This window comes from Scytonema sp. HK-05 (assembly GCF_963872035.1).
Lineage (GTDB): Bacteria > Cyanobacteriota > Cyanobacteriia > Cyanobacteriales > Nostocaceae > Kalymmatonema.
In genome coordinates this window covers 183,421-210,189 of sequence record NZ_CAWMYC010000125.1, presented here as the reverse complement: position 1 = coordinate 210,189, position 26,769 = coordinate 183,421, and the positions used below count along the sequence as shown (strand labels likewise).

Here is a 26,769-nt window from a genome sequence, read left to right as displayed (position 1 = left end):
CAAACCCTCGTTACCAGGTTCAACCTGGTAACGAGATATTAGAGCCTCTGGCTCGTGTTGGGTGCAAGCTCTGAGCAAATAAGTAATTAACTACTTATGAAACACAGATAAATTCATACCTTAGTAGACTGGAAACAGCTAGAAATATTTACCAATTATAATTTTTTTTATTTATTTGTTTATTGTTTTAGCAAATATTATGAACTTTTTTGATAAGTTAAATCAGGCAATTTCACAAAATCAAAGTTTACTATTTGTAGGGTTAGATCCCAATCCAGAAATGATACCCGCCCGCTACAAATCTCAAGATATCATTTCTGGCTTGTGGGATTGGTTACAATTTATGATTTCTGAAACAGCCGATAAAGTCTGTGCCTATAAACCTACACTTGGATTTTATGAAGCTTTAGGTGCTCCAGGCATAGAATTGCTGCAACGAACTCTAGCAGCTATCCCCGCCCAGATTCCAATTATTTTAGACGCCAAACATAGTGATTTAAACACAAGTACTATCTTTGCTCAAACTGTGTTTACAGAATGGAATGTAGACGCTATAACTTTGACCGCCTATATAGGACAAGACCTTGTAGCCCCTTTTTTGGTTTACCCAGATAAGGCTGTTTTTATTTTGTGCTGTACTTCTAATCCTACTGCTGTCACTTTACAGCAATATCCTTCGACTGAGGCACCTCTTTATTTACAAGTTGTCAAGGAATCAAAAAATTGGGGAACTCCAGAACAAGTGGGTTTAGAAGTGGGAACGACGAATCCTGATATTTTGGCTCGTATTCGTGCAGTTTCTCCCGAACGAATTATTATGGCTCGTAGCATCTGGGCAGAGGGTAACAACCTTTCCAAAATTTTAGCAGCTGGTCTGAATGCTAACGGTGATGGTCTGCTGATTCCTGTTCCTCAAGATATGTTGACACAGGAAGATTTGTCTGAGCAAGTTCAGTCTTTGCAAGCAGAAGTGAATCAAGCGAAAAATGAAATTACCTATGATGCTTCTAGTTGTTCTGTATGGTTTCCCGATGTTTGTTTGTTAGAACAACACCCTCTACAAGATTTGATTCTGCAACTTTATGATATTAGTTGCATTATGTTTGGTAACTATGTCCAAGCATCAGGAGCCACATTTCCTTATTATGTCGATTTACGGAAAATAATTTCTAATCCGCAAGTTTTTAATCAAGTTCTCAATGCCTATCAGGAGATTTTGAAAAGCTTGCAATTTGATAGAGTCGCAGGTATTCCCTACGGCTCTTTACCTACCGCAACTGGTTTAGCCTTACGTCTCAATTGTCCAATGATTTTCCCTCGTAAAGAAGTGAAGGCACATGGAACTCGAAGGTTAATTGAGGGTGAGTTTTTTCCTGGAGAGACAGTTGTGGTAGTTGATGATATTCTCATCAGTGGGAAAAGTGTAATGGAAGGAGCAGGAAAGTTAAAATCTGTGGGATTAAATGTCAATGACATCGTGGTTTTTATCGACCATGAACAAGGGGTAAAAAATCGGTTACAAGAAAATGGTTATCGGGGTCATTCTGTTTTAACGATGTCGGAAATCACGGAAACCCTGTATCAAGCCGGACGAATTAATGAGGAGCAATTTTCTGCTTTGAGGGAACAATCAAATGTGTAGTACGATGTTTTGTCTGTAGTAATTAAGCAGTCCTGTCTTACTCCCCCTCTGTTGTTCTCCCCTGCGGTGGATGTTGGTGATACGCTCTTTCTATAGGGTCTAATGTAGTGTTGCCTACTATAGGAGGTTATACTCATGTATTTTTTCATGCAAGCAGCAGCGCAAGCAGCTAAAGAACCATACCAATTTCCTTGGGCTTTCACAGCTGTGTATGTGATTGGCTTTCTTGCTGCTGTCACCATCGGCTCAATTGCTTGGTACAACTCTAAGCGCCCCGCAGGTTGGGAAGACAAAGAGCGTCCTGACTTTGTGCCTAAAGTTGATAAAGATCCAACTCCAGGGTTGGGTGAGCCGAAGTCCTAGATAGTACTGAGTTGTGAGTGTTCAAGAGCTAGTATCATACGTTCTGATTTTTTTATTTTGATAACAAAAAATAATTTACAGAAAGACAAGTACTTACTCAGGATTCATTGCTCACAACTCAGGACTCTGTTGGATTCATTGCTCAGAACTGAAAGAACCCTCAGTTCTGAACCTCAACCCAACGACGGTAAAGCTTTTGAATTTGTTTGAGAATGGCGTTAGACCCAGGTTGGGTTGAATCATTTTTGTCTGATAATTGTTGTAATTTCGTCAGGAGTCTTGCTTCTTCTGTTGCTACTTCGCCATCACTGTAAATTAAGCCACTGATCGCTTCAATTAGGTTTTGGTAATCTGCTGCGCTAGGGCGATCGCCTAAATATTCCTTCACCCACTCGTCAAACTGTTCTGGCTGCACAGCAACCAATTCATGCAGCAAAGGCTGAATTTCTGGATTTGTCGCCACGCCCTTTTCCTGAGCTATTTTGCGAAGATATTCTCTCTCTTCTGGCTGGATTCTGCCATCAATCCAAGCTGCACCAATCAAAATTTTAATTAAATTTGTCACACTGGAATTATTAACCATGTGTTTTTCCTCAAGGAATTAGGAATTGGTCTTCTTCCTTATTTTCCCTATTCCTCATTCCTCCTTCACTGAAAAATATTACATTTTAAATAGTATTTTTCCTTAATTCTTAGTTTTTCTTAAGCGCACCATAAAAAAGCCATCCATGTCTTGTTGGTGGGGCAAAACTTTCATCCAGCCTTGTGCTGTGGAGTACGCACTAGCAGAGGAATCCACACTCGGAGGCTCTATTTCCCAATTTGGATTCTCAGTCAGAAATGACGAAACAACACCTTCATTCTCTTTTGGATGCAACGTGCAGGTGGAATAAACGAGGACACCATTTTCCTTGACAAAAGTTGAGGAATGTGCTAATAATTGTTTTTGAAGCAGCGAGAGTTCTTCCACACTTTCTGGTGTCTGTCGCCAACGAGCATCAGCATGGCGGTGTAAAGTCCCCAAACCAGAACATGGTGCATCCAGTAATACGCGGTGAGCAGTGTTTTCCAACTGGGGCATATTACGGCTGTCACCAGTGGAAATTTCAATCGATTGTAACTTCAGCCGTTGAGCATTTTTTTGAAGTTTTACGAGGCGCGAGGAAGTGCGATCGCACGCAAAAATCTTCCCTGTATCCTTCATCAACTCTGCAATGTGAGTTGTTTTACCCCCTGGTGCAGCACAAGCATCAATCACCACCTCACCTGGTTGCGGGTCGAGTAAATGAGTCACCAACTGGGCGCTACTATCTTGTACAGTCCACCAACCCTTGTCATAACCAGGCAGATTTTGAATAGGACCAGCATTACTAATCAATCGTAAAGCTTGCGGTAGGTGAGGAACACGTTGAAACGAAATACCAGCAGATGACAACGCCGCCTCAACTTCTTCTATTGAAGTGCGAAGGGGATTTATCCGCAGGTCAATTGTAGGAGTTTTGTTCATCCATAAGCAAAGTTGTTCTGTTTCTGCCAAACCGAATTGTTCCACCCAAACTTGAATAATCCAGTCAGGAAAGCTGTATAAAATACCCAAGCGTTCCACGGGGTCAGAAAATTTCTCAGACAAGAAAGAAGATAGAAAACTTTCTTCATTCTTGATTCTTCCATCTTCTTTCTTTCCTAAACGAACATATTGCCGCAATAAACCATTAACAAAACCCGTCAGTCCAGAAAAGCCGTTCTCTCTAGCGAGTTGCACGGTAGTATTTACAGCAGCACTTTCAGGAATTCGTTCCTGATACTGTAGTTGGTACAAGCCCAAATGCAGAATGGTGCGGAGGTCTTTTGGCTGTTGGTGAGATTTCTTTTTACCTAATTGGTCGATCAGGGCGTCAAGGGTACGCTGTCTTCTGGTGCAGCCATAAACTAATTCTGTGAGGAGGCGGCGATCGCTATCAGGTAAATTTGCTTTTTGCAGCACTCTATCTAGGGCAATGTCAGCATAAGCCCCCTTGTGAACGTCTCGCAAGGCAATAAAAGCAAGTTGACGGGGGGATGTGAACAATTCAAAATTCAAAATTCAAAATTCAAAATTGGACAAGCCGATGGTAGCAAGTATCCTAGCGGTCTTGCTTGTACAAATGAAATGCATTAGACCTCCTATGAAAATAGAGGCTGAAACCACGCAAAATCGTTCCAGCATCATTTTCATTGTTCCTTGTGAGCAAAAGCTCATGGAGTAAGATTGCATAAGTAGAATCTATCTGTGTCCATCTGTGTCCATCTGTGGTTAATTATTCTTTTTTTTTGAATGAATGCAAGAAGTCTATTCATGTGATGAGGTGCGTTTACGTGACCGTAACGCACCCTGGTTTCATGAAAATTAGCTTTAAGTTACTTTACAAGCTTTAACTCAAGTACACAGTGTCAACCTGAACCAGTTCAAACTCACAAGCCCTAGAAGCAGGTTCTACGGTGAATGGCGCAAAAGTTACTAAAGGTAAAAATGTGGGGTTTTGCAATAGTTCTTTTGCTAACAAGAATCCAGCGATTGTCCAAGTTTGATATTTTCTGGCTTGTTTGCCCATCAGTCGCCCTTTCTTACCGTCGTAATACTCTGGCCATTCGTCTAGATGCAAGCGTGCTTCTGCAATTTCAACAGCCTTATGTCCAAGCTCTATTCTATTAGTTTTTACAGCAGCTGCTGACAACAACCACAATAAGACAGGCCAACTTCCACCATTGTGATACGACCAAGGCCTATTTTTGGGGTCACATCCAGTGACAATTCTATACTCTTCGTTTTCCAAAGCTGGGAAACAAATTTTCATGGGCATATCTCCCACCAAGTCCTCCCATCTCTCGTCGATGAGATTCATAATTGCTTGTGATTGCTCTTCACTCGTCAAATCTGAAACAACAGCCACCAAGTTTCCTAAAGAAAAGAAGCGAGTATCTAGCTGCGAAGGTCCAACATTACCAACGAGAAAACCACCTTTTCTTGGCAGCCATTTGTCCAATTCATAATAGGGTAGCGAATCTGCATATATATTGAAGGGATTCGCTGCTGCTTTGCCATACTCTTCACTCTTAAAGCGATAGATCTTGTTTAACCGATGAAGATCCATCCAATAATACTGGCGAATATGAGTCCGTAGAAGCGGCAAGCGATTATCGATCGCTGTCACAATATCTTCGTTACCCTGACAAATCAACAGTTCTCTAGCAGCACGCAATGCAGCAAAAAATAGAGCTTGAATTTCCAGGGGATGCCCATAGATACCCATACGACGGTCAATCATACAAGCGCCGTCTGGAACCAAAATCGTTGGGTACATATCAAACCGAGTTGCCAAACACAGTTCCATTATTAATCTCAGACCGTGTTGGAATTGAGGTTGATAAGCTAAAGAGAAATCTTTAGTAGCAACTACATAAGCACGCAATAAAATCACCCACCACAAGCAGGAATCAACAGGTGTGACTCGCGCAATAGCGTGTTCGCCAAAATCTGCTTCTAAATATTCTTCCTCACCATCACAGACAACTTTAAAGCTAGCCGGCATTAAACCTCGACCCGGCTTATAAGCATCTAATTGCCTTTCTTTAGGCTGTAATTTTAAGGTTTCTTCTAAAAAGTTGCGGACAATATCCGTTCTACCTTTCATTAGAAAAATGAGAGCAGAAGATACAAAATCTCGAACAAAACACTGATCGTAATTTAACGCTTCTACTGTTGCATCATAAGCAGCTACCGTCCCTACAGGACGACCTTTATAATAGAGAATCGACTTTTCTAGCGCTGTCCATGCTTCTTGTTCTATACTTTCACTCGATACCAAGTCATCTAATTGCATTGTAGGGAAAACTCCTTTTCTCTGGTCAATTGTGGTTTTGTTGTAGATGCACCAATGATGAAGTTATTGCTGCTATTCTCATCATAACAATGCTGATTAATTGAATAGCAAATACGAACCGCTACACGAACGATAAGCACAGCAACAACGGCTCTAGCTGCTCATTTCTCGCGGCTTAATTGAGAGTTATTTTCTTTGGGTTAATTATCTCTTTCTAAATGAAAGCCGTTGTTTTTTTTTACTTCAAACAGTCGCATAAACCTATTTTTTCATGATGTGTTGCTCTGTTTGAAATCCAAGAACCTTGGTTTTACCAAACAAATACATATTTCAGCTAGTATGTAATGTTTGCATAATTTTGTTGTTTTTATTAAGTAGTTATACTTAAATTAAAAAGAGATAATTTGGACTATGAATGAAATAATTTGACCACGCCCATATGATAAGAATCTATAACAAATTTTCACAAGATGCAATATGATTTTTAACTTTCTTTTTCACAGTTTAATAAAGGCTACTTATTTTACCTCAATTCCTCTTAAATGACGACGTTGTAATAGGTAAAAGAGATAAAACAGATAACATAAAGCGTACAAAAGTACAGGCAGAATACAGGTTTTACGCGCTGGCTTGCAGAAAAATTCATAAGCAATACAGGTAAATATAAAGTAACTTTTGAAACAACAAAAATTTTGTAACTTGTCTTGAAAACAGTAACAAAGCTATCTGATTTGGCAGTTTAGAAGACACCGAAATCTACTTTTTGTTTAACAGCATTCGACACCCATTCGCCAAGTACTCCATCGTTTAGTGAATCCTTATCAAAAACAGGCATTTTCAGCGTTTAGCTGAGTGCTTCATCCAAAGACAACAAAGCAAGAGCAACTAGCTGTGTGCCAAAATGCAGCAGCTAACGGTGTAAGGTATTGAACAAGTGTAAAGACCCGTAAAAGTAGACCCTAGGAACAGATGCATACCGCTTTTCTAGGAAGATGGCATAACCTTTGGGTACTTCCTCTACAGGAGAATCCTATTCTATTACACTGATTCAATGGAAAATGTGATTTAAAAGTCTACCTTGAAATCTAGTACTGTGCAGGCTAACCAGCTGTCTGAGAATAACCGAGACTCATTTTATCTCCAATCACATTCTGTACAAATCATTACAGTGATAAGAAAGTTTGTAACCTACTGCACAAAATTCATTAATAGACACACCGTTAGAAGTACTGATTAAGGATTCTTTATGATTTTTGCATGAGTCTTAACTAAAATCACCATAAGAAACAGTATCCATATATACAGAATAGCCTAAGATAAATCTTTTTGTTCAGTAAGAATCCGTAAATTATTTGAAACTTATTGTAAAGCTTGTGTAAAGTTGGACGTTTAATTTTTTGCTGAGCATTTAGGTAAATTCGCTCTCGTATATTTATCTTCTTTTTTTAGTAATTAAGTATAAATAAGGATCAAAAAACACATTTTGCCAGTGATAACTAATTTATTTGCAATACTTAACACTTCAAAAGTGCATATTTATCAGTTTTCAAGCGAGAAACTAGAGAGCAACCAGTTTTTGTGGGAAAAGTAAGAAAGTTAATTTATATACAGTTGATATTTGTCGAATAAGTAAAAAGATAACTTTTTTTTCTATACTAACTATAAGAACTTTTAAATATAAACACGACTTCGTCAAGTTAATTTTTATGTATAACTTTAATTAAGAAACCATCTACCGTATTTTCAACACTTCAGGGCAGGTCGATTTGTCAAATTTGCAAAAAAATTGCACAGGAACAGGAAAAATTCATGTTAAAAACCTCTCCAACTGTGAAAACTGCCTCAGTTGAACGGCTGCTTAACCTTTGGTCACAGCGCTTCATACTTAACTTGTCTTCCCTATCCTCAGGAAATCTGTCGCTTTACAGTTCTTTGCAGGCAGCAGCTTCAGCAGAAGGTAGAGCCTTGACCGCTGCTAAATTAAAAGATAACGTGCTAGATGTCAACTGCCAAATGGCATGGATTCAAACAAAAGCTCTTTATGGATATATACCTAATGTCCTAGATTTGAGCGAGGCAAGGTTAATCACTCAATTTGCCTTCCGAATTTACAGAAAGCTCTTAGAAATTTACCAACAGCAGTCCCTGGAAAACAATGTACTGACAATAAGAGTTGAGGAGAACTCTGTTTCTGTGTTGGCAATAGCAGCAGTTGAAGAGTTATCAACCGCCTTGGAACCAATATTAATGGTATTTCAAGAGCAGCACTTAGCATCTAAGGACTGGCGTGCCCTTGGTTTTATGACTACACAGTTAAACTTCAGCAATAAGTTAATTCTTAAGAAGCTGACACCTCCTGAGAAAGTACTACTGACTCCCTATTTAAAATTTGTCGAAGAGCAAATCGCTATGCCTTGGCATCGAGTTTGCGCTGCTGCTGCCAAGTATGAGTTAGGTTCGCCGATGTTAGTGCTTCTACAGCAAATGTTACCTGTTTGTGAGGACATTGCTCAAAGCGTTTACCGCCGACTTGTGGAATTATTGCCGAATCATCGTAGCCGTAGGGGAGGTTTGAGCGATCCAGAGGTTACATATTCATGTCTTCGTGACTTGAATATGTTCCAAGCTTATATATGGCTGTGTTTGTTAGAGGAGAGTATGACTCCATTAAAGAAGGAACTACTTCCTTTATGTGAGATGGTTGTACAGGGTGTAGAAATTCCGTGGGAAATGACAGAAAAATGGTGCCAAGTGTTGGGGGATGAGATGATGAGCCGTGTCAACCCAGAACAGCAGGATCTGTTGCTGCCTTACATTGAAGGAATGCAGCAGATATTCTTTAAGGAACGTAAGCGGCTGGGTGTTAGGCAGGAATCTGTTGGGGGTGTTATTTAAGGGGTAGGGGTTGGTTGGTGTGTGTTAGCGCTACTGGTAACGCAGCAATACAATATTGATATTCTGAATTGATATTCTGATGAAAATCAACCGATGCTTGTTGATGTCACAACCTGGTATCTAGAAATGTTAGACCCTAGGCAGTTGCGCCCTGCCTTTTCTAACAATTCCAAGCTACTCATAACACGGGCTGAAGTTCCCTCTCCTGAATTCAGTCGATTTCTCTATAGCAGTGTAGGTGGTGACTGGTACTGGATAGACCGCTTAGACTGGACTTACAGCCGATGGCTAGAATACCTAGAGAGCCCCGAGCTACAAACTTGGGTTGCTTATGTCTCAGGTACACCAGCAGGATACATTGAACTAGAAGCACAGTTAGACAATAACGTCAAGATAGCTTACTTCTGTATCTTACGGCAGTTTTGGGGGCAGCGGATTGGGGGACACCTGCTAAGTTTTGGAGTCAAGCAAGCGTGGGGAATGGGGGCACAGCGAGTGTGGGTACATACCTGTAGCTTGGATGGACCGTATGCACTGGCTAATTATCAGGCACGGGGCTTTCAAATTTACAAAGAGGAAACGCAAACCAAAGAGTTGCCAGACGAACCAATTGGTCCTTGGCTTGGAGCGTATCGTACTTAGGTTAAATCTTACTTTTCACAGTATCTGGAAAACCTCGCTTCTATTTCTCTCTCCTTATAGGAGAGAGACGCGTGAATTTTGGGGAAAGAAAGTTAGATTTTTTGTGGACTTTTCCACATGACGTGAAAAGTCAGAGGGTGAAGTACCCACCACTAAAACGGAGTACCGTTTATGGTGGGGGCTGGTTAAATAAGGCTAACACTTTGGCATAAATTTGATTATGTGTATTTTCCTACCTAGTTTGCTAAACATTAGTTATTAACCGATTGGTAGCGAAACTCTTTATAAGCCCGATTAATGACTTGCATCATGACTTTTGCACTGGCAGAACTGTTAATATCAGGGTGATACTGCCTTGCTAATCTCAGGTAAGCACCTTTTACATCCTTTAAAGAAGCAGCCTTATCTACACCCAAGACTTTCCACCATTCCTCAGATGGCATAGACTCAGCTATAGGTTCATCACTACCAAGCATTTGACGCCAAATCTTGATTGTGCCGCCTTTCCCCCCGCTCACGAATGTTTTTCCATCAGAACTGAAGGCAATAGGACTGCACCCAGCAAGGGTTTGTAGCAGTTTTCCAGTCTGTAAATCCCAAAGATGGATGATTCCGTCTGTGCTGCTACTGGCGAGGGTTTGTTTATCGGGGTTGATGGCAACAGACACAACCGCTGCTGAATGTCCAGTGAGAGTATGCAGCAATTCGCCAGTGTGAAGATTCCACAGTTTGATTGTGGTGTCTGTACTACCACTGATTACAGTTTGACTGTCTGGACTGATGACAACTGTATTAACTGCTTTCAAATGTCCATTAAGAATACGGGGCTGTCCCCAATTTTTTAAATCCCAAAGTCTAACAGTTTTATCAGCACTACCACTGGCAAGGATTTTGCTATTCGGACTGAAAGCAACAGACAAAACGGCGTCTGAATGTCCATTTAAGGTACGTTTTACTTCTCCGGTGTAACGTCCCCAAAGTCTAATAGTCTTATCGCCACTACCACTCGCAAGAATTGTCCCATCCGGGCTAAAGGCAATTGAGTAAACAAAGCCAGTATGACTGTAGGGATTTAAATAAAAGAATGTACGGTTAAATTTTTTTGTATCCAGATGCCAACTGCTGATTTTGCGAGCGACACCGGCACTGGCAAGTATTCTACTATCAGGGCTAATAGCAACAGATAAAATCGCCTCTTCTTGCCCAGCGAAAGTGTACAGCCATTTTCCTGTATTCAACTTCCATAGACGAGTTGTTCTGTCATTGCTTCCACTTGCCAAGGTTTGATTATCGGGGCTGATGGCGATCGCATTCACTCCGCCTGTGTGTCCGTAAAGAGTCTGCACGCATCTCCAAGCTTCGGGTGATGTTGGTTGGGCAGATACGACTTCTGCTTCAATATTAGGAGCAGAGGTTTGAGTTTTTGTCTTGAATTCAGCCTTGAGCGCCTGTAACTCATCCTCAACTTCCAAAGCTGCAAATTTTTGGTTAAGGTCTTCACCAGATAAAAATGCCTCTAACTCCATCACAGCTTCGTAATAGGCATCCATCTGCAAGACTTTTTCTTCCATCCGGTCAAAAACCTGTGCTGGAGTTTCCACACTTCCAGACTCGTCTAGTAGCTTGGCAATACCATAAGCTGCGAGTCCAATCATACCACCAATTGCTGCCATAGGTACTGTGCCAATACCAACAGCTAAACCTATCTTGGGTGCAACTAACCCCATACCACCAACGACGCTAGAAACACCAGCACCGCCTATTGCGCCAATTCCCATTGCACCGAAAGCAACAGCATCTCCCTCTGCGATCGCCTTAAAAGCGCCATAAGCAGCTGCACCAACTACACCGCCAGCAGCAACTACAGGAGCTGTCCCAATTCCAACGCCTCCAAATCCTCCAGCTAATCCCATCCCGCCTACTGTTGCAGAAACACCAGCGCCAGCTAGGCTTCCTCCTGCAATAAACGCTGCGCCTGTTGTGGAGTTTTGTCCCACTTGTTGTCGTCCTTATGTAATTTAAGTTACCTAACCTACTTGCACCCCATCAGTCACAAAGGGGGTAGTAGACCCGGATTGGGTATTACTGCCTGGATAGCTGCTTGCTTAGCTGCATAAAAAGCTACTTCAGCACATTTGTCAATCAAATCAAATTCAGGCTTAGAAGCATGAAAAGGTTTAATACCAAGTACTTCTACTTTGTATTTTTGTTCAAGTTTCAGACCTTCTGGTATGCAGGTGAAACCTATCTCTGAAGCATCGACATTCTTGATCCAAAATTCGTTGCAAAAAATTGCAGGTCTGTCATAGAAAGCTACTTTTAATTTGCCAGATTCGCTGCTGATATAGAATTTAATCTCATGTACGTAAGCCATGTTTTTACTTATCCAACTTGTTGTATTACTTGGTTTACACTCTTAACAAATGTTTGGTATGACTTTTTTTTAACTTTTATTAAACTTCTTCCATATTGGTAATAGAGAATAAACCAGAATTTGTATTTTTTTCTATAAGCATAGATATCCGACTGTTAGTACCAAATAAATGAGATGCTAAATTAATTCCTAAAATGTGAATGTTCAGGGTAGGTCTAAGTACGAGATAAACTTGATCTTCACCTCTTATTTCTGGTGCTTTACATATTTCAATTTCTAGAGATGGGTATACAACCGATGGCATTTTTTGAAAAACTTCCTGAAACCAGGACAGTAGCTGTTGTTTATTCTGGTTTACAAAAGAGTTACTATAATAATTATCAGATATTAAGTTCTGAATTCTTTGTAAATCTTTCGAGTCAATGGATTTTTTGAAATCCCTAAAAAATAGCAAAAGGTCTCCTTGTAAACCATAAGGATTCCATCTGGTTTCATGTGGTTCACGAAATAAAGAAATTCCTGCTTGAAAAACTTCAAATAACATAATAATTCCACTCAGCCTTATTTTTTCAAAAAACGCGCTCCCTTACCCCGATTGCAATCTATACACAGTGTTTGCAAGTTGCTAATGTCGTGACTGCCACCTTTGGAGAATGGCACTATGTGGTCAACTTCTAGCTCGATTTGCCGCGCGCTGATGCCACAAAAAACGCATTTGTAACCGTCTCTATGTAAAACTGAAACACGAACAGATGCCGGAATATGGCGCGATCGCCTCTTTGCTTGCTGCTTGAGTTTAGATTGGGATTTGGTAACAGCAGATTTTTTTGCCTTTGGCTGTGCTGATTTATCAACTTTTGGACTATTAGCCTGATCAATGAAATCCCGAATGACACCACGCACCAGTTTTTGCAGTGGGTTGGGAGGCTGTTTTGTCATTATTTGTTAAAGAGCCTGTTCAACCCATAAGCCGCTAGTCCAACAACTGCACCAGCTGCTACAACTGGAGCTGCTCCAATAGCCACAGCAGTTCCTCCTAGTGCTAAGCCCATACCACCAACGACAGCAGCAACCCCTGCACCTGCTGCTGCTCCGCCTGCCACTGCACCTATAGCTGTCGCGTCTCCCTCTTCTATTGCCTTCTTAGCTCCGTAAGCGGCTGTACCCACAACCGCACCAGCAGCAGCAACCGGAGCCATCCCAATTGCCACGCCCCCGAAACCTCCAACTAATCCCATGCCGCCAACAACTGCGGATACAGCGGCACCCGCTACGGTTCCTCCAGTGACTAATGCTGCACCTTCTACTTTATCTTTCAGTTCTTCGTCTTGTAGTGTCACTATTTTCTCTTTTAGTTTCAGAAATATTACATATACATTAAACGAGAGAACTATTGCTGCTCAGTAAGAATAAATGAAATTTTCCTTAGTTCTCTTAAAGCTTGTTTAAAGGTATACGCTAGGCTCTTCGGTAGCTTTTTAAAACGTTTTGGATGAGTAGTGTATAAGTTACATTTCATCCAGTTGTTTTCGCAGCGCTGCGAACTCTTAATCAACGACTTGCTTAGATGCGGAGCTAGATGGTTACTCACAAGGTTGTGCTTGTTGTACCGATGTGGGAAGTCCCAGTGCCATTTGCTCTTTCAAAGCTGCCAATTCATCATCAATGTCGCCACTAGATTCCAAAGCGGCGAATTGGCTTTCTAAATTGGCACTAGCCAATTCTGCTACCGATTGAGTGTGGGCTTCTTGGAGCAAGACTTTTTCTTCCATTCTCTCGAAGGCAGCCATCGCACTGCTACTACCTAGCCGCCCAACAGTGCTTTGCAATTGTGCTTCGGCTTTGGCGGCGGCTATCCGCGCCTTGAGCATTACTTTTTTCGCCTTTGCTTCAGAAACCTTAGTTTCAAAGGCGAATAGCTTACTCTGGAGGCTATCCACTAGAGCGGTTTGCTCATCCAAGTGAACTTTGAGGGTATTCGCATTCTCAGCAAAAATCTTCTTTCGCTCCAGCGCTTGCCGTGCCAGATTATCATCGCCCTTTTGCACAGCCAGCAAAGCGCGGCGTTGCCACTTTTTCTCCTCAGCTTGGGCTTGTTCGTAGTGTTGCAGAGTGCGTTTTTTAGCCGCTATGACTGGGATGACAGCCTGACGAAACTTGAGTAAGTCTTCCTGCATATCCTCAACAGCCAAGTCTAGCAGCTTTTCTGGGTCAGTTCCTTGTTGGAGTAATTGATTCAAAGCAGCTATACCAAGCCCAGCGACAGAGCCAGCAGCTTTCGTCTTTGCTTCAGAAACCTTAGTTTCAAAGGCGAATAGTTTAGTCTGGAGGCTATCCACTAGAGCGGTTTGCTCATCCAAGTGAACTTTGAGGGTATTCGCATTCTCAGCAAAAATCTTCTTTCGCTCCAGCGCTTGCCGTGCTAGATTATCATCGCCCTTTTGCACAGCCAGCAAAGCGCGGCGTTGCCACTTTTTCTCCTCAGCTTGGGCTTGTTCGTAGTGTTGCAGAGTGCGTTTTTTAGCCGCTATGACTGGGATGACAGCCTGACGAAACTTGAGTAAGTCTTCCTGCATATCCTCAACAGCCAAGTCTAGCAGCTTTTCTGGGTCAGTTCCTTGTTGGAGTAGCTGATTCAAAGCAGCTATACCAAGCCCAGCGACAGAGCCAGCCGCTGCCATAGAAGCCATGCCAACACCAAAAGCTGTTCCGCCTACGGCTACTCCTACACCGCCAATGGCAGCAGAAACACTAGCCCCTGCGGCTGCTCCAATTGCTGCTGCGCCAGCAGACGAAGCATCCCCCTCTACTACTGCTCTGATAGCCTCATACAAACCAAGACCAGTTAAGGCACCAGCAGCAGTCAAGGGAACAGCACCAACGCTAAAACCAGCACCTTTTGCCAGTATTCCTATTTTGCCAATAGAAGCACCAGCTATGCCTCCTGCCACCGCAAATGCTGTAGCAGTCGCATCTTTATATTTATCTATGTCAATTTCACGATTAACATGGTTTAGCTCAGCCTTAACGAGTCGGCTAATGCGGTGAAACAGTTCTCCCATAGCTCTATATTTCCTTTAGCCTGTCAAGCATTTAAACAGCAAATTGTACTGCCCCCAGTTTAGGCTAAGCGAACTGTTACAGCTTCGTAAGAATCAATGAACACTTGCTTAAGACTTCTAAAGTTTGTGTAAAGTAAAGCTTTGGAATATCTTATGTTCTTAGTTAATAAATCGCCCTTAATATGACCTCGTTTTCTCCTCACAACAAAGCCAAAGCTCTCAAACCCGGTAGCCGTCGCCCAGCGAAGGAACTCTGTAGCGAGTGCGGACTGTGTGATACATACTATATTCACTATGTCAAGGAAGCCTGCGCTTTTATTAATCAGCAGATAGGTGAATTGGAAGAACAAACGCACAGGCGATCGCGCGATTTAGATAACCCGGATGAGCTCTACTTTGGTGTTCATCAAGACATGATGGCAGCGCAGAAAAAGCAGCCGATTCCCGGTGCCCAATGGACTGGAATTGTGAGCACTATTGCCATCGAAATGCTGAATCGCGGCATTGTTGAGGGTGTGGTCTGCGTGCAAAATACCAAAGAAGACCGCTTTGGTCCCATGCCCGTCATCGCTCGTACTCCAGAGGAAATACTGGCAGCACGGGTAAATAAACCAACTCTTTCGCCTAATCTTTCGGTATTGGAACAGGTGGAAAAATCCGGGCTAAAGCGGCTGTTGGTGATTGGTGTTGGTTGTCAAATTCAGGCATTACGAGCTGTTGAAAAGCAACTTGGCTTAGAAAAGCTGTATGTTTTGGGTACACCTTGTGTAGATAATGTTAACCGTGCTGGGCTGCAAAAATTCTTAGAGACAACCAGCAAATCGCCTGATACAGTCGTGCATTACGAATTCATGCAAGACTTTCGCGTTCACTTCAAACACGAGGATGGATCAAGCGAAACAGTGCCTTTCTTTGGACTGAAGACTAACCAACTTAAAGATGTCTTTGCCCCCTCGTGTATGAGTTGCTTTGACTACGTCAATTCTCTGGCAGATTTGGTTGTTGGTTATATGGGCGCACCTTTTGGCTGGCAGTGGATTGTGGTTAGAAATGAACAAGGCAAGGAAATGTTGGACTTGGTGAATGACCAAATAGAAACTCAGCCAGTCATGTCGAAGGGCGATCGCAAAGCAGCAGTCCAACAAAGTATACCCGCCTACGACAAAGGTGTCACACTCCCCATGTGGGCGGCAAAATTGATGGGTGTGGTTATTGAAAAAATTGGTCCCAAAGGTTTGGAATACGCCCGGTTTTCAATTGATTCTCACTTCACCCGCAATTATCTTTATGTAAAGCGCAATCACCCAGAGAAATTAGAAGCACACGTTCCAGAGTTTGCCAAGCGCATTGTTGGGCAGTATAAATTGCCAGAATAATACTTATAATTATTCTCATTTATACAATACACATTTGACTTAAATAGGGTGGGCAATGCCTGCCCTAATTTATTAAAGTGCCTGAAAAAGCTATGATTCTATATGCAATTTTTAACATTTGACTTCTACGTTTTATGCACTGCACCTTACAGCTTTGCATTTCACATCTTCGCAGTTATTTCAATTAAATAAATATAACTTTACATTTAAATTTTAAAAATCCCTATTAAAGCATAATTAACACTGTGATTAACTAAGCTTAACTTTATAAGTATATTCTCTTCATTGATTAGTGAAGTGCGTAGGTGGAGAAACAAAAAATTTTGTGCAAAAAATTGAGAAATATATATGTGGTGTCAAGCATATTAAACAGTCAGCTTAGGCATGAAAACGCTACAGATATTTCTTAACCTTGGTCTAGGTATTGCACAACATCTACTCATCTTTTACTCATCTTTAAAATGCAAATAAAAAATTGCAAATAAAAAATTAAAGAGGAGAGTATGGGTTTATCACGGAGACGATTTTTTACTCTTGCAGGCACGACAGCTGCAACTCTTGTTGCTGGAGATGCTTTGAAAGGTCTTTATGCTAGAGCACAAGGAACGTCACTGACAAGCTATGGTTATGGTCCGCTTGTTAAAGACCCTAACGGCTTGTTAGAGTTACCACCCGGATTTCAATACCGAGCATTTTCGCGGACAGGCGATACTCTAAGTGATGGCAACTTAGTACCTGGTGGTCATGATGGCATGGCTACTTTTGCAGGACCAAATCGCACCACCATCTTAGTTCGCAATCATGAACTTAGCCCCAGTTCTTCAACAGGTGTTGTAGGCAATAAGTATGATGACCTTTGTAAGGGTGGCACAACAACACTAATCGTTAGTTCAGATCGCGAACTCATCAAAGATTACGCTTCACTGGCAGGAACTTATCGTAACTGTGCTGGTGGTCTAACTCCTTGGGGATCATGGATTAGTTGTGAAGAAAATACCTCTACTCCAGAGACAACTCCAGAGACGATAGAACGGCCAGCAAATTCTGGTATCTTCGTACCCAATCCGGATAAAGTTTCAAAGCGCCACGGTTATAACTTTGAAGTTCCAGCACTCCGCAAACCCAAAAACGGTACTGTTAACCCTGTACCTTTAGTAGAAATGGGTCGCTTCAACCACGAAGCTGTTGCCATAGACCCCAGAACAGGAATTGTCTATGAGACAGAAGACTCCGGAGATAGCCTCTTTTATCGCTTCATCCCCAATCAACCAGGTAACTTACAGGCAGGTGGCGTCCTTGAGGCTCTAAAAATTAAGGATAGATTTCAAGCCATCACTAAATCAAATTTCCCTGTAGGTCAACCATTCCAGGTTGAGTGGGTTCGTATTGAAGATTACGATCCTTATGAAGACACCGTGCGCAAAGAAGGTTTTGCCAAGGGAGCCGCACAATTTGCTCGCGGCGAAGGAATATATTACAGCAACGGAGAGTTTTACTTCTGTGCTACAAGTGGCGGCGCTAACAGTGGTGGTCAGGTTTGGCGTTACATTCCTGGCAGAAATGCCAAAGAGGGCGGCACTATTGAACTGTTTGTCGAGCCAAACGATAAAGCCATACTAGATATGCCCGATAACATAGTCGTAGCTCCCTTTGGCGATCTCATCCTTTGTGAAGATGGCGACGGCGATAACTTCCTTGTTGGGGTGACTCCTAAAGGGGAACTTTACCAGTTTGCTCGTAACGCCTTTAATGACAGTGAATTTGCTGGTGCGTGCTTCTCTCCAGATGGTCAGACATTGTTCGTGAATATCCAGACTCCCGGTATCACTTTAGCAATCTGGGGACCTTGGAATAAGGCTTAATGTTTCGCGCAAAGACGCAGAGGCGCAAAGGAATTCTTAGCGTCAAGCGCGTCTTTGCGCGAAATTATTCTTACAGTCCATTTACGAGTCGTGTGATACCATCCTTAATTAGTGCTTCTCCAAAGTTGATTAACAAGCCAAGCCGCTTATTAGCAAGGCGATCGTTGAACTACTGCGTGATACCAAACAAAGCAAGAATTTACTTCAACAAAAGATAGATAAAATTCTCAAAGAAGTCGCCGAAAAACTAATTTTAGAAGAAATCTCTCAAGAATATTTCCGAACTTTTATGGAGGCTTACAAAACCACAAAAGATGCTATTGAACGCCAACCCCCGTTTGGGGGAATTCAAAATTAAAAATTCAAAAAACATAATTTTGAATTTTGAATCTTGAATGCGTGAATTTTGAATTGGATCGAAGCGACTAGGCTGGTCCCACAGCTTCTATTGCTGCTTCCAAGGCGATCGCTACATGAGTCCAATGGGTTCCACCCTGGCAATAAACAACGTAAGGTTCGCGCAAGGGACCATCAGCGGAAAATTCCGAGGTGCTCCCCTCAATAAATGTTCCGCCAGCCATAACTACCTTACTTTCATAACCTGGCATTTCATCTGGAATGGGATCGAGGTACGAACCGATGGGTGAATGCTGTTGAATTGCCCGACAAAAGGCAATGAGTTTTTGGGCAGAACCCAGTTTAATTGCCTGAATGACATCCCGACGCGGGACCAACGGTGCTGGATTGACTGGATAACCGAGTTTGTCAAATACATAACCAGTAAGGTGAGTCCCCTTCATCGCCTCTCCTACCATTTGCGGCGCGAGAAACAGCCCTTGGAACAGCAGACGATTTTGGTCAAAAGTCGCACCACCATAACTGCCAATTCCAGGCGCGGTGAGGCGACAAGCTGCGGCTTCTACCAAGTCAGCACGACCGGCGACATAACCACCAGCAGTGACAATCGTACCACCAGGATTTTTAATCAATGACCCGGCGATTAAATCAGCGCCAACGTGAGTCGGTTCTTGGGTTTCAATGAATTCGCCATAGCAGTTATCAACAAAGCAGATAGTGTTGGGGTTTTGCTGTTTGACCAAGTGGATGATTTTTTCAATTTCCGCTATAGATAGGCTAGGACGCCAAAAATAGCCACAGGAACGCTGAATGAGTACTAAACGAGTTTTTTCCTCCACCGCATGGCTTAAAGCTTGCCAATTTATGGTTCCTTCTGGAGTAAGATCTAATTGTCGGTAATGAATGTCAAACTCATTTAGTGAGCCTTGACCTTGGCCTCGTAATCCAATGACTTCTTCAAGGGTATCGTACGGTGCGCCTACCACCGCTAGCATTTCATCACCAGGACGGAGAACACCAAATAAAGCACAAGCGATCGCGTGGGTTCCGGAAACAAACTGCACTCGTACAGCAGCCGCCTCAGCGCCCACCACCTCCGCAAAAAGTTTATCTAAAGTTTCTCGCCCTAAGTCGTCGTGTCCGTATCCTGTAACACCTGTAAAATGGTGTGCGCCGACTCTTTGATGGCGAAAGGCATTTAATACTCGTTGAACATTTTGCTTGACCTGAGCGTCAATTCCAGAAAAAATCTGTAACAGTGCCTGTTCTGCTTCATGCATCTGCTCCAAGCTGTCCATTAGTTCCTCTTTCACAAAAACTTAAGATTTGCGGATTTTTAAATCGCGCAGATGAGTCTGAACAATTCCTATTCAGGTTACTGCATGACAATTGCTACATCAACCAAACCCCAATTTAATTGGTTTCACATCGCATTTTTCGTTCCTTTGCACATCGGAGCTTTGTTGGCTTTGTTTCCGGCGTTCTTTAGCTGGAAAGCAGTCGGTGTATGCTTGTTGCTTTACTGGATAACTGGTGGTTTGGGTATTACCCTAGGTTTTCACCGCCTTGTCACCCACCGCAGTTTTCAAACTCCCAAGTGGCTAGAGTATTTTCTCGTTTTTTGCGGAACACTCGCCTGCCAAGGAGGACCAATCGATTGGATTGGAATGCACCGGATACACCATTTGCATTCTGATCAAGAGTTAGATCCCCATGATTCTAACCAGGGCTTTTGGTGGAGTCACATGGGTTGGATGCTTCATCATTCACCTGCTTTCGCGGAAGTTCCTCGCTTTACTAAAGATATTGCCGACGACCCAGTTTATCAGTTTTTGCAGAAAAATATGGTTTTCATCCAGGTCGCCCTGGGTGTAGTACTGTTGTTGCTGGGTGGCTGGTCTTTTGTAGTATGGGGGATTTTTGTTCGCCTGATCTTTGTGTGGCATTGCACTTGGTTTGTCAACAGTGCTACTCATAAATTCGGTTATCGAACTTATGAATCAAGCGATCGCTCCACAAACTGCTGGTGGGTAGCTTTACTCACCTATGGTGAAGGCTGGCACAATAATCACCATGCTTTTCAGTACTCAGCTCGTCACGGGTTGAAATGGTGGGAATTCGACCTCACTTGGATGACCATTCAATTGCTACAAGTACTCGGTCTGGCTACGAATGTGAAGCTGGCACCAGAAAAGTAGTAAGCGGTTAGTAGTTAGCAATCCTTATCTTATCCAATTTTCAATCCTTATCGCCCGGTGGGCAGCTTCCCAAAGGGTATTTTGAATTGCTTACTCTCCCCCGCAGCTTCTGGACTACTGCTTAAGCATCAGCGGGGGTTTATTGCGGGTGCGCTGAGGTGCATTAGATTGCTATAATCCAAAACGCGAATGTTACAAAACTTTGCGACAGCCACTTGTTTAGTGATTTGGTAGTGAGGTTTGTTGTCTTTTCAGGTATTCATGACTACATCAACAATCAACAGCCAGAAGTCAGGTTATGACTTTGGCAACTCGGACTTTAAGCTAAAAGATATTATCAAAAGCCTGCCAAAAGAATGTTTTGAGCAGGATCGCCGCAAAGCTTGGACTAAAGTGGTACTCAGTGTCTTGATGGTTGGCTTGGGCTACTTTAGTCTGGCAATTGCTCCTTGGTTTCTCCTACCCTTGGCATGGATTTTTACTGGCACTGCTTTGACCGGTTTTTTTGTCATCGGGCATGATTGCGCTCATCGTTCATTTGCCAAGCGTCGCTGGGTAAATGATTTGGTGGGGCATTTGATGATGATGCCGTTGATTTATCCGTTCCACAGTTGGCGCATTCAGCACAATTATCATCACTCTCACACGAATAAGCTGGATGAAGACAACGCTTGGCACCCAATCACCATAGAACTTTTTGAAAGTTGTGGAAAAATCCCGCAGTGGGGGTTCGAGCTGTTTCTGCGCTATAAATTGTGGTGGATAGGCTCAATCGTTCATTGTGGAATTTTGCACTTTGATTGGTCTAAGTTCCAAAAAAAAGACCAATCGAGCGTGAAGTTTTCTGTGGCTGTAGTTGTGCTTTTTGCCGCGATCGCTTTCCCAATTCTTATCGCCACAACCGGGATTTGGGGATTTGTGAAATTTTGGCTACTTCCGTGGCTGGTTTACCATTTTTGGATGAGTACCTTTACGCTAGTTCACCATACCGCTCCAGACGTTCCTTTTCTGGCAGAATCTAAGTGGAACCAGGCGATAGCTCAGCTATATGGTACGGTTCATTGCGACTACCCCCGTTGGGTAGAAATCTTTTGCCACGATATCAATGTCCACGTTCCCCATCACATTTCCACTGCCATTCCTTCTTATAATTTGCGGATGGCTTATAGCAGTATCAAAGAAAATTGGGGAGCGTATCTGCATGATGAATGTCGGTTTTCTTGGTCTTTAATCAAGCGAATTACAGACCAGTGTCACCTGTACACAACCGATAGTCGCTATCAGTCTTTTAAAGACTATTACGCAGGGCGATAAGCTAATAGCTCATAGCTCTAAAAAATAGATTCTGGCAATTCTTAAACACAAGTATGGTAAAGGAAATTGCCAGATATTACTCTGCTGCTTTGCACTTCCAGAACTTAGGGATACCTAAACCCAAAGTAGTGCGATCGCATTAGATTACGTTGCCTAAAAACTTAACACCCATTTCAGATCCAGTCACACAATCAAGTGCAATCAAATACAATCGAATTAAATAATCCTCATGACCGTGAATCATCTGAGGATAAGACCAAGCTGCCCTTCACGCTTCAAGATTTAAAAGCTGCAATCCCATCTGAATGCTTTCAGCCAAAAGTGGGAAAATCACTATTCTACTTTTTTCGTGACATCCTGATTATCGGTCTGCTTTATGCAGTCGCTCATCACCTAAATTCTTGGTTTTTCTGGCCAATTTTCTGGGTCACGCAAGGAACGATGTTTTGGGCTTTATTTGTCGTCGGACATGACTGCGGACACCAATCTTTTTCTAAGAAGAAATGGCTTAATGATTTGATTGGACATCTTTCCCACACACCGATACTTGTTCCTTATCACGGTTGGCGAATTAGCCATAGAACCCATCACAAAAATACTGGCAGCCTCGATAATGATGAAAGCTGGTATCCAGCAACTGAGTCAGAGTACAAAGGCGTGAATTGGCTGCATAATATAGGTCGAAATTACTTGTTTTTATTGGCTTATCCCGTGTATTTGTTTACGGGTTCTCCTAATAAACGAGGCTCTCACTTTTTACCTAGCAGCCGACTTTTCAAACCCTCTGAAAAATGGGATGTCATCACCAGCACGACACTCTGGACTTTAATGGTAGCTTTCCTGGGTTTCCTTACCTATCAATGGGGTTGGATGTGGTTGTTGAAATACTACGTTGGACCCTATCTTGTATTTGTCATTTGGTTAGATTTGGTCACGTTTTTGCATCATACTGAAGCCGATATTCCCTGGTATCGTGGGGAAGATTGGACTTTCTTGAAAGGTGCTATTTCTAGCATTGACCGCGATTACGGTTTTATCAATCACATCCATCATGATATCGGTACTCATGTAGCTCACCATATATTTCTGAACATCCCTCACTACAATTTGAAGAAGGCAACTGAGGCGATTAAACCGATTATGGGTGAGTATTTCCACAAATCTGATGAACCAATTTTGACGTCATTATGGCGTTCGTCCAATAACTGTCATTTTGTACCAGATACCGGAGGCAAGGTTTACTACACATCCCACAAGAAATTAGCAAAAGACGAATAGGAACCGGAACCTAAAATGTAGAGACGTAGCATGTGAGTCCAGCGCTGCGGGAGGGTTTCCCGCAGCAGGCGACTGGCGTAAGCGCAAGCGCACGCCAAGGGCGAACGCGTAGCGTGCCGTTCGGCGATAGCCGTGGCGTTAGCCATAGGCATACCCGAAGGGCTACGTCTCTACACATGGCGCATCACAACTCCTAACTTTTAAAACCGCCCATTTCCTTGCACAATATGCTTGACAGTCGTGAGGCTTTCTAGGCTAATCAATCCGCGTCGATGACCTTTTTGGTTGGACATCCCTAGAAATACTGACTCTCCTCGTGACGGGTTGCGGGAAAAACGCGGGGAAGCGTTGATGTAACTAGAAGCGCTGTTCACTCCTAAGGCAAACTGCCGACTTTCCTGGTAAGATTCGGTGACAATGCAGTCGGCATGACCACTGCTATAGCGATTAATCCAGGAAATTGCAGCCTCTAGACTATCTACCAATTTAAAAGCGACTGTCTTGGTTAAATAAGCGCTTTGCCACTCTCCATCCTTAGCAAGCTGTAACTGAGGAAAGGCTTCTACCAGTTCGGCATCTCCCTTTATTTCAAAGCCTTTTTCCTTTAAGCTATTCCACAATGTCGTTAAGGATGATGGCAAAGCTTGTCGGTGGATCAGGACTTTTTCAATAGCGTTCACCGGATCTGGTTCGCTTTGATGGCTATCTATAATCAGCCACCGCACCATTTCTAAGCTGCCATTTGGCGACCAGTAGAGATAACAGTTGCCTATAGCTGATTTTAGAACTGGGGAAGTGGAGTGCCGCACTACCTGCTGTATCAAGCTTGAACGTCCGTAGGGAATGACTAAATTCAAGCACTGGTCTTGCGTTACTATGTCCCGAATCGAAGTTCCATGTTCTTCTGTGATCAGCTGTAAACAACCTTCTGGTAAACCCACTTCAGTCACGGCACTCAGGAGTGCGTTAGCGATCGCCGCGTTAGAATGACTGGCTTCAGTACTGCCTTTGAGGATCAGACTGTTGCCAGTTTTGATACACAACCCCGCTGCGATCGCTCCCAACTCTGGAAACGCTTCATAAATAAACGCAATCACACCCAAAGGCATTAATTGCGTGTACGTTTGAGAGTCATCTAGTTGATAGTCAGCGTGTCTGACTCGCCGCAGCGGATCTGATAATTCCCCCAACCGTTGCAAAATGTCTACTGCCATCTCCAACCGTTTTGGAGTCAGCTTCAGCCAATCCAGAATTAAATCTGGCACTGCCATTTCCCGACTTGCTTCTAGATCCAAGGTATTTGCCTCTAGAATGTCGTCAAATGACCGTGTTATCGCCTGTGCCATTGCTAACACGGCGCGACTTCTGTCTGCTCCTTTTGTGGTTCCCAACTTTAGCGCAGCTTGATGAGCGCGTCTAGCGCTGGCAATTGGTTCAGGGTTTACATCAAAACCATCCACTGTCCGCATCGTTATCGTCGGTAGGTAAGCCACACCATCAGTGCTGGCAGAATTGCCAGCAGCACGGCTACCATTGCCCAAGCAATAATGCTATATCCATTTGCCAATCGTAGTGCCAATGGTAACCATATAATCACTAGCACGAAAATAATGCCAAGCGCTACGGGCAAATAGCTTTCTCCTAACCGAGGATGGACTACTTGCCAAATACTCCCTGTCCAGCGCCAAGCTCGCTTGTACGGATAGGTCGTGGAAAGCTGCTCCAGCACATGACCATTATCTTCCACCACGAATATTTGCTGACAGCGATCGCAACCAAATGCTTCTGTCAACGTAATCGGAATTAACCGCCCCCGACGACGACAGGGACACGGGTATTCGCTATTGAAGTCAATTTTGTCTGCTTTTTGAGGTTGCACAAGCGAACTTTTAACTTGAGCGTGTTTGTCCTAACTTAGTGAGGATAGCATCCTTTCATCTATGTCTTTCGGGCTGGCTACCCTCCCATGACCTTCCTTTATAACATTAGTCAGTTTGGGTTGCTCATTGCCTTTGGACATATTTTTTCTAAATTGAGTGGCAAAACAAATTTGACACTCAAAGGTTTTGAAATTATTGTGTCATTTTAAGTTTGAAGTCTGTACTCTCAAATCAAAAAACTTTTGATTTTTAGCCTTTCTACTTCATTCTTTAGTTTCGTCACCCTGAATTAACTGTAGTGCATCTTACAAAAAACTCGTTAGCTACACTTAAATATTATTATGAATGATGAATTCTCATTTTTGTAATTTCGTGCGCCTAATAACGTCACTTCTTTACAAAATATTTCATCACTTTTTTTTTCCTTTACAAGCGGGTAACGCGATTCGAACGCGCGACATTCACCTTGGCAAGGTGACGCTCTACCACTGAGCTATACCCGCAATACTCAACGTATATTTAATATGTCAGATAATTCATGGTTTGTCAACACCTTTTTTTGTTATTTGCCGTGAGTCCTTTGTCATGAGTTATCGGACAAAGGACTCATGACAAATGACTATTCTGCTGGCAATTCTCCTATACTGGCACTTTTGAGCGATGCTGGCGAAAGAGAATTTCCAGAAAAAGGTTCTTGGAGGTTAGAACGCAATTGCCGCATGAGGCTAGCCATTTCCAAAGCACTCATGGCGTACTCCCAGCCAAGATTGCTTTTAATGCCTGCTCGTTCTAAGGCTTGCTGCATGGTATCTGTTGTCAAAATGCCGAAAATCACAGGTACACCTGTTTGAAAAGCAGCAGCAGCAACGCCCTTGGCGACCTCAGAAGAGACATAATCAAAATGAGGTGTTTGCCCTCGGATAACGGCTCCCAGACAAATGACCGCATCATAACGACCAGAGAGCGCCACTTGGCGAGCCACAACTGGAACTTCAAAACTGCCTGGTACCCAAACATAGTCTACTTGAGAGCCGTGAGGATTGACATCAACACCGTGGCGTTTCAAGCAATCTTGACAGCCCTCCAGCAGCTTGGTGGTGACGAGGTCATTGAATCGACCAATAACCACTGCAAACCGCAAAGGTTCTGTCTGAGTAAAAGTTCCCTCGAAAACTGCCATAACTGCCTCTAAATCATCTATACTTCTTGCCAATATACATTTGTTCTGCAAAAAGTATAGAAGCAGGAAAATAAACAGACACGAAAGCTTAGGAAAACGCGGCGACGTAGACAGGGAAAATATCCCTACGCCTCCGTGTCGCCGCGTCTTTGGTGCTCGTGAGTTTCTATGCTATTTGCCAGCGCTATCAAAAAAGCAGTCGCTTAGACTACGAAAAAGCTTAATGCACCGACTAAAAACACTAAACCAATCCAAGCTCCTGAACCAATCCACAGCAGTCTTTTAGATTCATTCCAGTTTTGCGGAGTGGCATAGGCAACAGGGACGCCAACCACTAGGACAAAAGACAGCGCAACTAGAGCTAATAAAGCAACTTGAAATACAATTGTCATCTTCCCTTCTCCCAAAACAGCAAACTAGTTACTAAAGATAGAATATTGTACAGGTCAACACTGACAGTTTTTCCTTATTTGTTAAGCTAGCAGA

At 42.9% G+C, this 26,769-nt stretch carries 24 protein-coding genes and 1 tRNA gene; 9 read left to right on the top strand and 16 right to left on the bottom strand.

Features of this window, described 5'->3' with window-relative positions; genetic code table 11:
* Positions 1–199: 199 nt before the first annotated feature.
* Together AACT52_RS27590 and psb35 are read left to right on the top strand one after the other, a co-directional pair.
* Entirely contained in the window at positions 200–1,642 is a 1,443-nt protein-coding gene (locus tag AACT52_RS27590; RefSeq protein ID WP_073627756.1) for a bifunctional orotidine-5'-phosphate decarboxylase/orotate phosphoribosyltransferase, read from the top strand.
* A gap of 135 nt (positions 1,643–1,777) precedes the next feature.
* Entirely contained in the window at positions 1,778–2,005 is a 228-nt protein-coding gene (gene psb35 / locus AACT52_RS27585; protein WP_073627754.1) for a photosystem II assembly protein Psb35, read from the top strand.
* Positions 2,006–2,165: 160 nt separating this feature from the next.
* On the opposite strand, the gene AACT52_RS27580 is transcribed toward psb35, so the two are convergent.
* The 3 genes from AACT52_RS27580 to AACT52_RS27570 all read right to left on the bottom strand — a co-directional run bounded on the left by AACT52_RS27580 (position 2,166) and on the right by AACT52_RS27570 (position 5,865).
* Positions 2,166–2,588, bottom strand: coding sequence for a tellurite resistance TerB family protein (locus AACT52_RS27580; RefSeq protein WP_073627752.1), 423 nt, complete (start codon positions 2,586–2,588; stop codon positions 2,166–2,168).
* A gap of 102 nt (positions 2,589–2,690) precedes the next feature.
* Entirely contained in the window at positions 2,691–4,085 is a 1,395-nt protein-coding gene (locus tag AACT52_RS27575) for a 16S rRNA (cytosine(967)-C(5))-methyltransferase (protein WP_233153795.1), read from the bottom strand.
* Positions 4,086–4,416: 331 nt separating this feature from the next.
* Positions 4,417–5,865 carry a glycoside hydrolase 100 family protein gene (locus AACT52_RS27570; RefSeq protein WP_073627746.1) on the bottom strand — a complete coding sequence of 483 codons (1,449 nt, stop codon included), beginning with the start codon at positions 5,863–5,865 and terminating at the stop codon, positions 4,417–4,419.
* Positions 5,866–7,674: 1,809 nt separating this feature from the next.
* On the opposite strand from AACT52_RS27570, the gene AACT52_RS27565 reads away from it, so the two are divergent.
* Positions 7,675–8,760, top strand: coding sequence for a hypothetical protein (locus AACT52_RS27565; RefSeq protein ID WP_073627744.1), 1,086 nt, complete (start codon positions 7,675–7,677; stop codon positions 8,758–8,760).
* 93 nt (positions 8,761–8,853) lie between these two features.
* Positions 8,854–9,402, top strand: a complete 549-nt coding sequence (locus AACT52_RS27560) for a GNAT family N-acetyltransferase (RefSeq protein ID WP_073627742.1) — start codon at positions 8,854–8,856, stop codon at positions 9,400–9,402.
* A gap of 251 nt (positions 9,403–9,653) precedes the next feature.
* On the opposite strand, the gene AACT52_RS27555 is transcribed toward AACT52_RS27560, so the two are convergent.
* The 6 genes from AACT52_RS27555 to AACT52_RS27530 form a co-directional block, all read right to left on the bottom strand.
* The gene (locus tag AACT52_RS27555) at positions 9,654–11,399 is read right to left on the bottom strand and encodes a DnaJ domain-containing protein (RefSeq protein WP_073627740.1); all 1,746 of its coding nucleotides are present in this window, start codon (positions 11,397–11,399) and stop codon (positions 9,654–9,656) included.
* Between the two features lie 53 nt (positions 11,400–11,452).
* Entirely contained in the window at positions 11,453–11,776 is a 324-nt protein-coding gene (locus tag AACT52_RS27550) for a hypothetical protein (protein WP_073627738.1), read from the bottom strand.
* Between the two features lie 79 nt (positions 11,777–11,855).
* Complete coding sequence (locus tag AACT52_RS27545; protein ID WP_073627736.1) at positions 11,856–12,320, bottom strand: hypothetical protein; 465 nt, start codon at positions 12,318–12,320, stop codon at positions 11,856–11,858.
* Between the two features lie 17 nt (positions 12,321–12,337).
* Positions 12,338–12,715 (bottom strand): HNH endonuclease, encoded by a 378-nt coding sequence (locus AACT52_RS27540; RefSeq protein ID WP_083630007.1) that lies wholly within the window; start codon positions 12,713–12,715, stop codon positions 12,338–12,340.
* Entirely contained in the window at positions 12,715–13,116 is a 402-nt protein-coding gene (locus AACT52_RS27535; RefSeq protein WP_073627734.1) for a hypothetical protein, read from the bottom strand. The genes AACT52_RS27540 and AACT52_RS27535 overlap by 1 nt, the downstream gene beginning before the upstream one ends.
* A gap of 243 nt (positions 13,117–13,359) precedes the next feature.
* Entirely contained in the window at positions 13,360–14,838 is a 1,479-nt protein-coding gene (locus AACT52_RS27530; RefSeq protein ID WP_337251560.1) for a PspA/IM30 family protein, read from the bottom strand.
* Positions 14,839–15,020: 182 nt separating this feature from the next.
* On the opposite strand from AACT52_RS27530, the gene AACT52_RS27525 reads away from it, so the two are divergent.
* A complete protein-coding gene (locus AACT52_RS27525) occupies positions 15,021–16,214 on the top strand; it encodes a Coenzyme F420 hydrogenase/dehydrogenase, beta subunit C-terminal domain (protein ID WP_073627732.1) in 1,194 nt (397 codons plus the stop codon).
* Positions 16,215–16,717: 503 nt separating this feature from the next.
* On the top strand, positions 16,718–18,076 hold the full coding sequence (locus AACT52_RS27520) for an alkaline phosphatase PhoX (RefSeq protein WP_073627730.1): 1,359 nt from the start codon (positions 16,718–16,720) through the stop codon (positions 18,074–18,076).
* A 425-nt stretch (positions 18,077–18,501) separates the two neighbouring features.
* On the opposite strand, the gene AACT52_RS27515 is transcribed toward AACT52_RS27520, so the two are convergent.
* Positions 18,502–19,731 carry a methionine gamma-lyase family protein gene (locus tag AACT52_RS27515; protein ID WP_073627728.1) on the bottom strand — a complete coding sequence of 410 codons (1,230 nt, stop codon included), beginning with the start codon at positions 19,729–19,731 and terminating at the stop codon, positions 18,502–18,504.
* An 84-nt stretch (positions 19,732–19,815) separates the two neighbouring features.
* Here AACT52_RS27515 and AACT52_RS27510 point away from each other — a divergent pair, with 84 nt between their 5' ends.
* The 3 genes from AACT52_RS27510 (at position 19,816) to AACT52_RS27500 (ending at position 23,223) form a co-directional block, all read left to right on the top strand.
* Positions 19,816–20,631: an acyl-CoA desaturase gene (locus AACT52_RS27510; RefSeq protein WP_073627726.1), complete on the top strand. Its 816-nt coding sequence runs from the start codon at positions 19,816–19,818 to the stop codon at positions 20,629–20,631.
* Positions 20,632–20,892: 261 nt separating this feature from the next.
* Entirely contained in the window at positions 20,893–21,945 is a 1,053-nt protein-coding gene (locus AACT52_RS27505; protein WP_073627724.1) for a fatty acid desaturase, read from the top strand.
* Positions 21,946–22,140: 195 nt separating this feature from the next.
* The gene (locus AACT52_RS27500; protein WP_073627722.1) at positions 22,141–23,223 is read left to right on the top strand and encodes a fatty acid desaturase; all 1,083 of its coding nucleotides are present in this window, start codon (positions 22,141–22,143) and stop codon (positions 23,221–23,223) included.
* Here the strand turns inward: AACT52_RS27500 and AACT52_RS27495 are convergent.
* The 6 genes from AACT52_RS27495 to psbZ form a co-directional block, all read right to left on the bottom strand.
* Positions 23,187–23,369 (bottom strand): hypothetical protein, encoded by a 183-nt coding sequence (locus tag AACT52_RS27495; protein ID WP_143172714.1) that lies wholly within the window; start codon positions 23,367–23,369, stop codon positions 23,187–23,189. The two genes, AACT52_RS27500 and AACT52_RS27495, sit on opposite strands and share 37 nt — an antisense overlap.
* Before the next feature lie 54 nt (positions 23,370–23,423).
* A complete protein-coding gene (locus AACT52_RS27490) occupies positions 23,424–24,692 on the bottom strand; it encodes a glutamate-5-semialdehyde dehydrogenase (protein WP_073627720.1) in 1,269 nt (422 codons plus the stop codon).
* Between the two features lie 2 nt (positions 24,693–24,694).
* Positions 24,695–25,102, bottom strand: a complete 408-nt coding sequence (locus tag AACT52_RS27485; protein ID WP_073627718.1) for a hypothetical protein — start codon at positions 25,100–25,102, stop codon at positions 24,695–24,697.
* Positions 25,103–25,534: 432 nt separating this feature from the next.
* Positions 25,535–25,606, bottom strand: a tRNA-Gly gene (locus AACT52_RS27480).
* A 116-nt stretch (positions 25,607–25,722) separates the two neighbouring features.
* The gene (gene ribH / locus AACT52_RS27475) at positions 25,723–26,283 is read right to left on the bottom strand and encodes a 6,7-dimethyl-8-ribityllumazine synthase (RefSeq protein ID WP_041034410.1); all 561 of its coding nucleotides are present in this window, start codon (positions 26,281–26,283) and stop codon (positions 25,723–25,725) included.
* A gap of 203 nt (positions 26,284–26,486) precedes the next feature.
* Entirely contained in the window at positions 26,487–26,675 is a 189-nt protein-coding gene (gene psbZ, locus AACT52_RS27470; protein WP_041035580.1) for a photosystem II reaction center protein PsbZ, read from the bottom strand.
* Between the last annotated feature and the right edge of the window lie 94 nt (positions 26,676–26,769).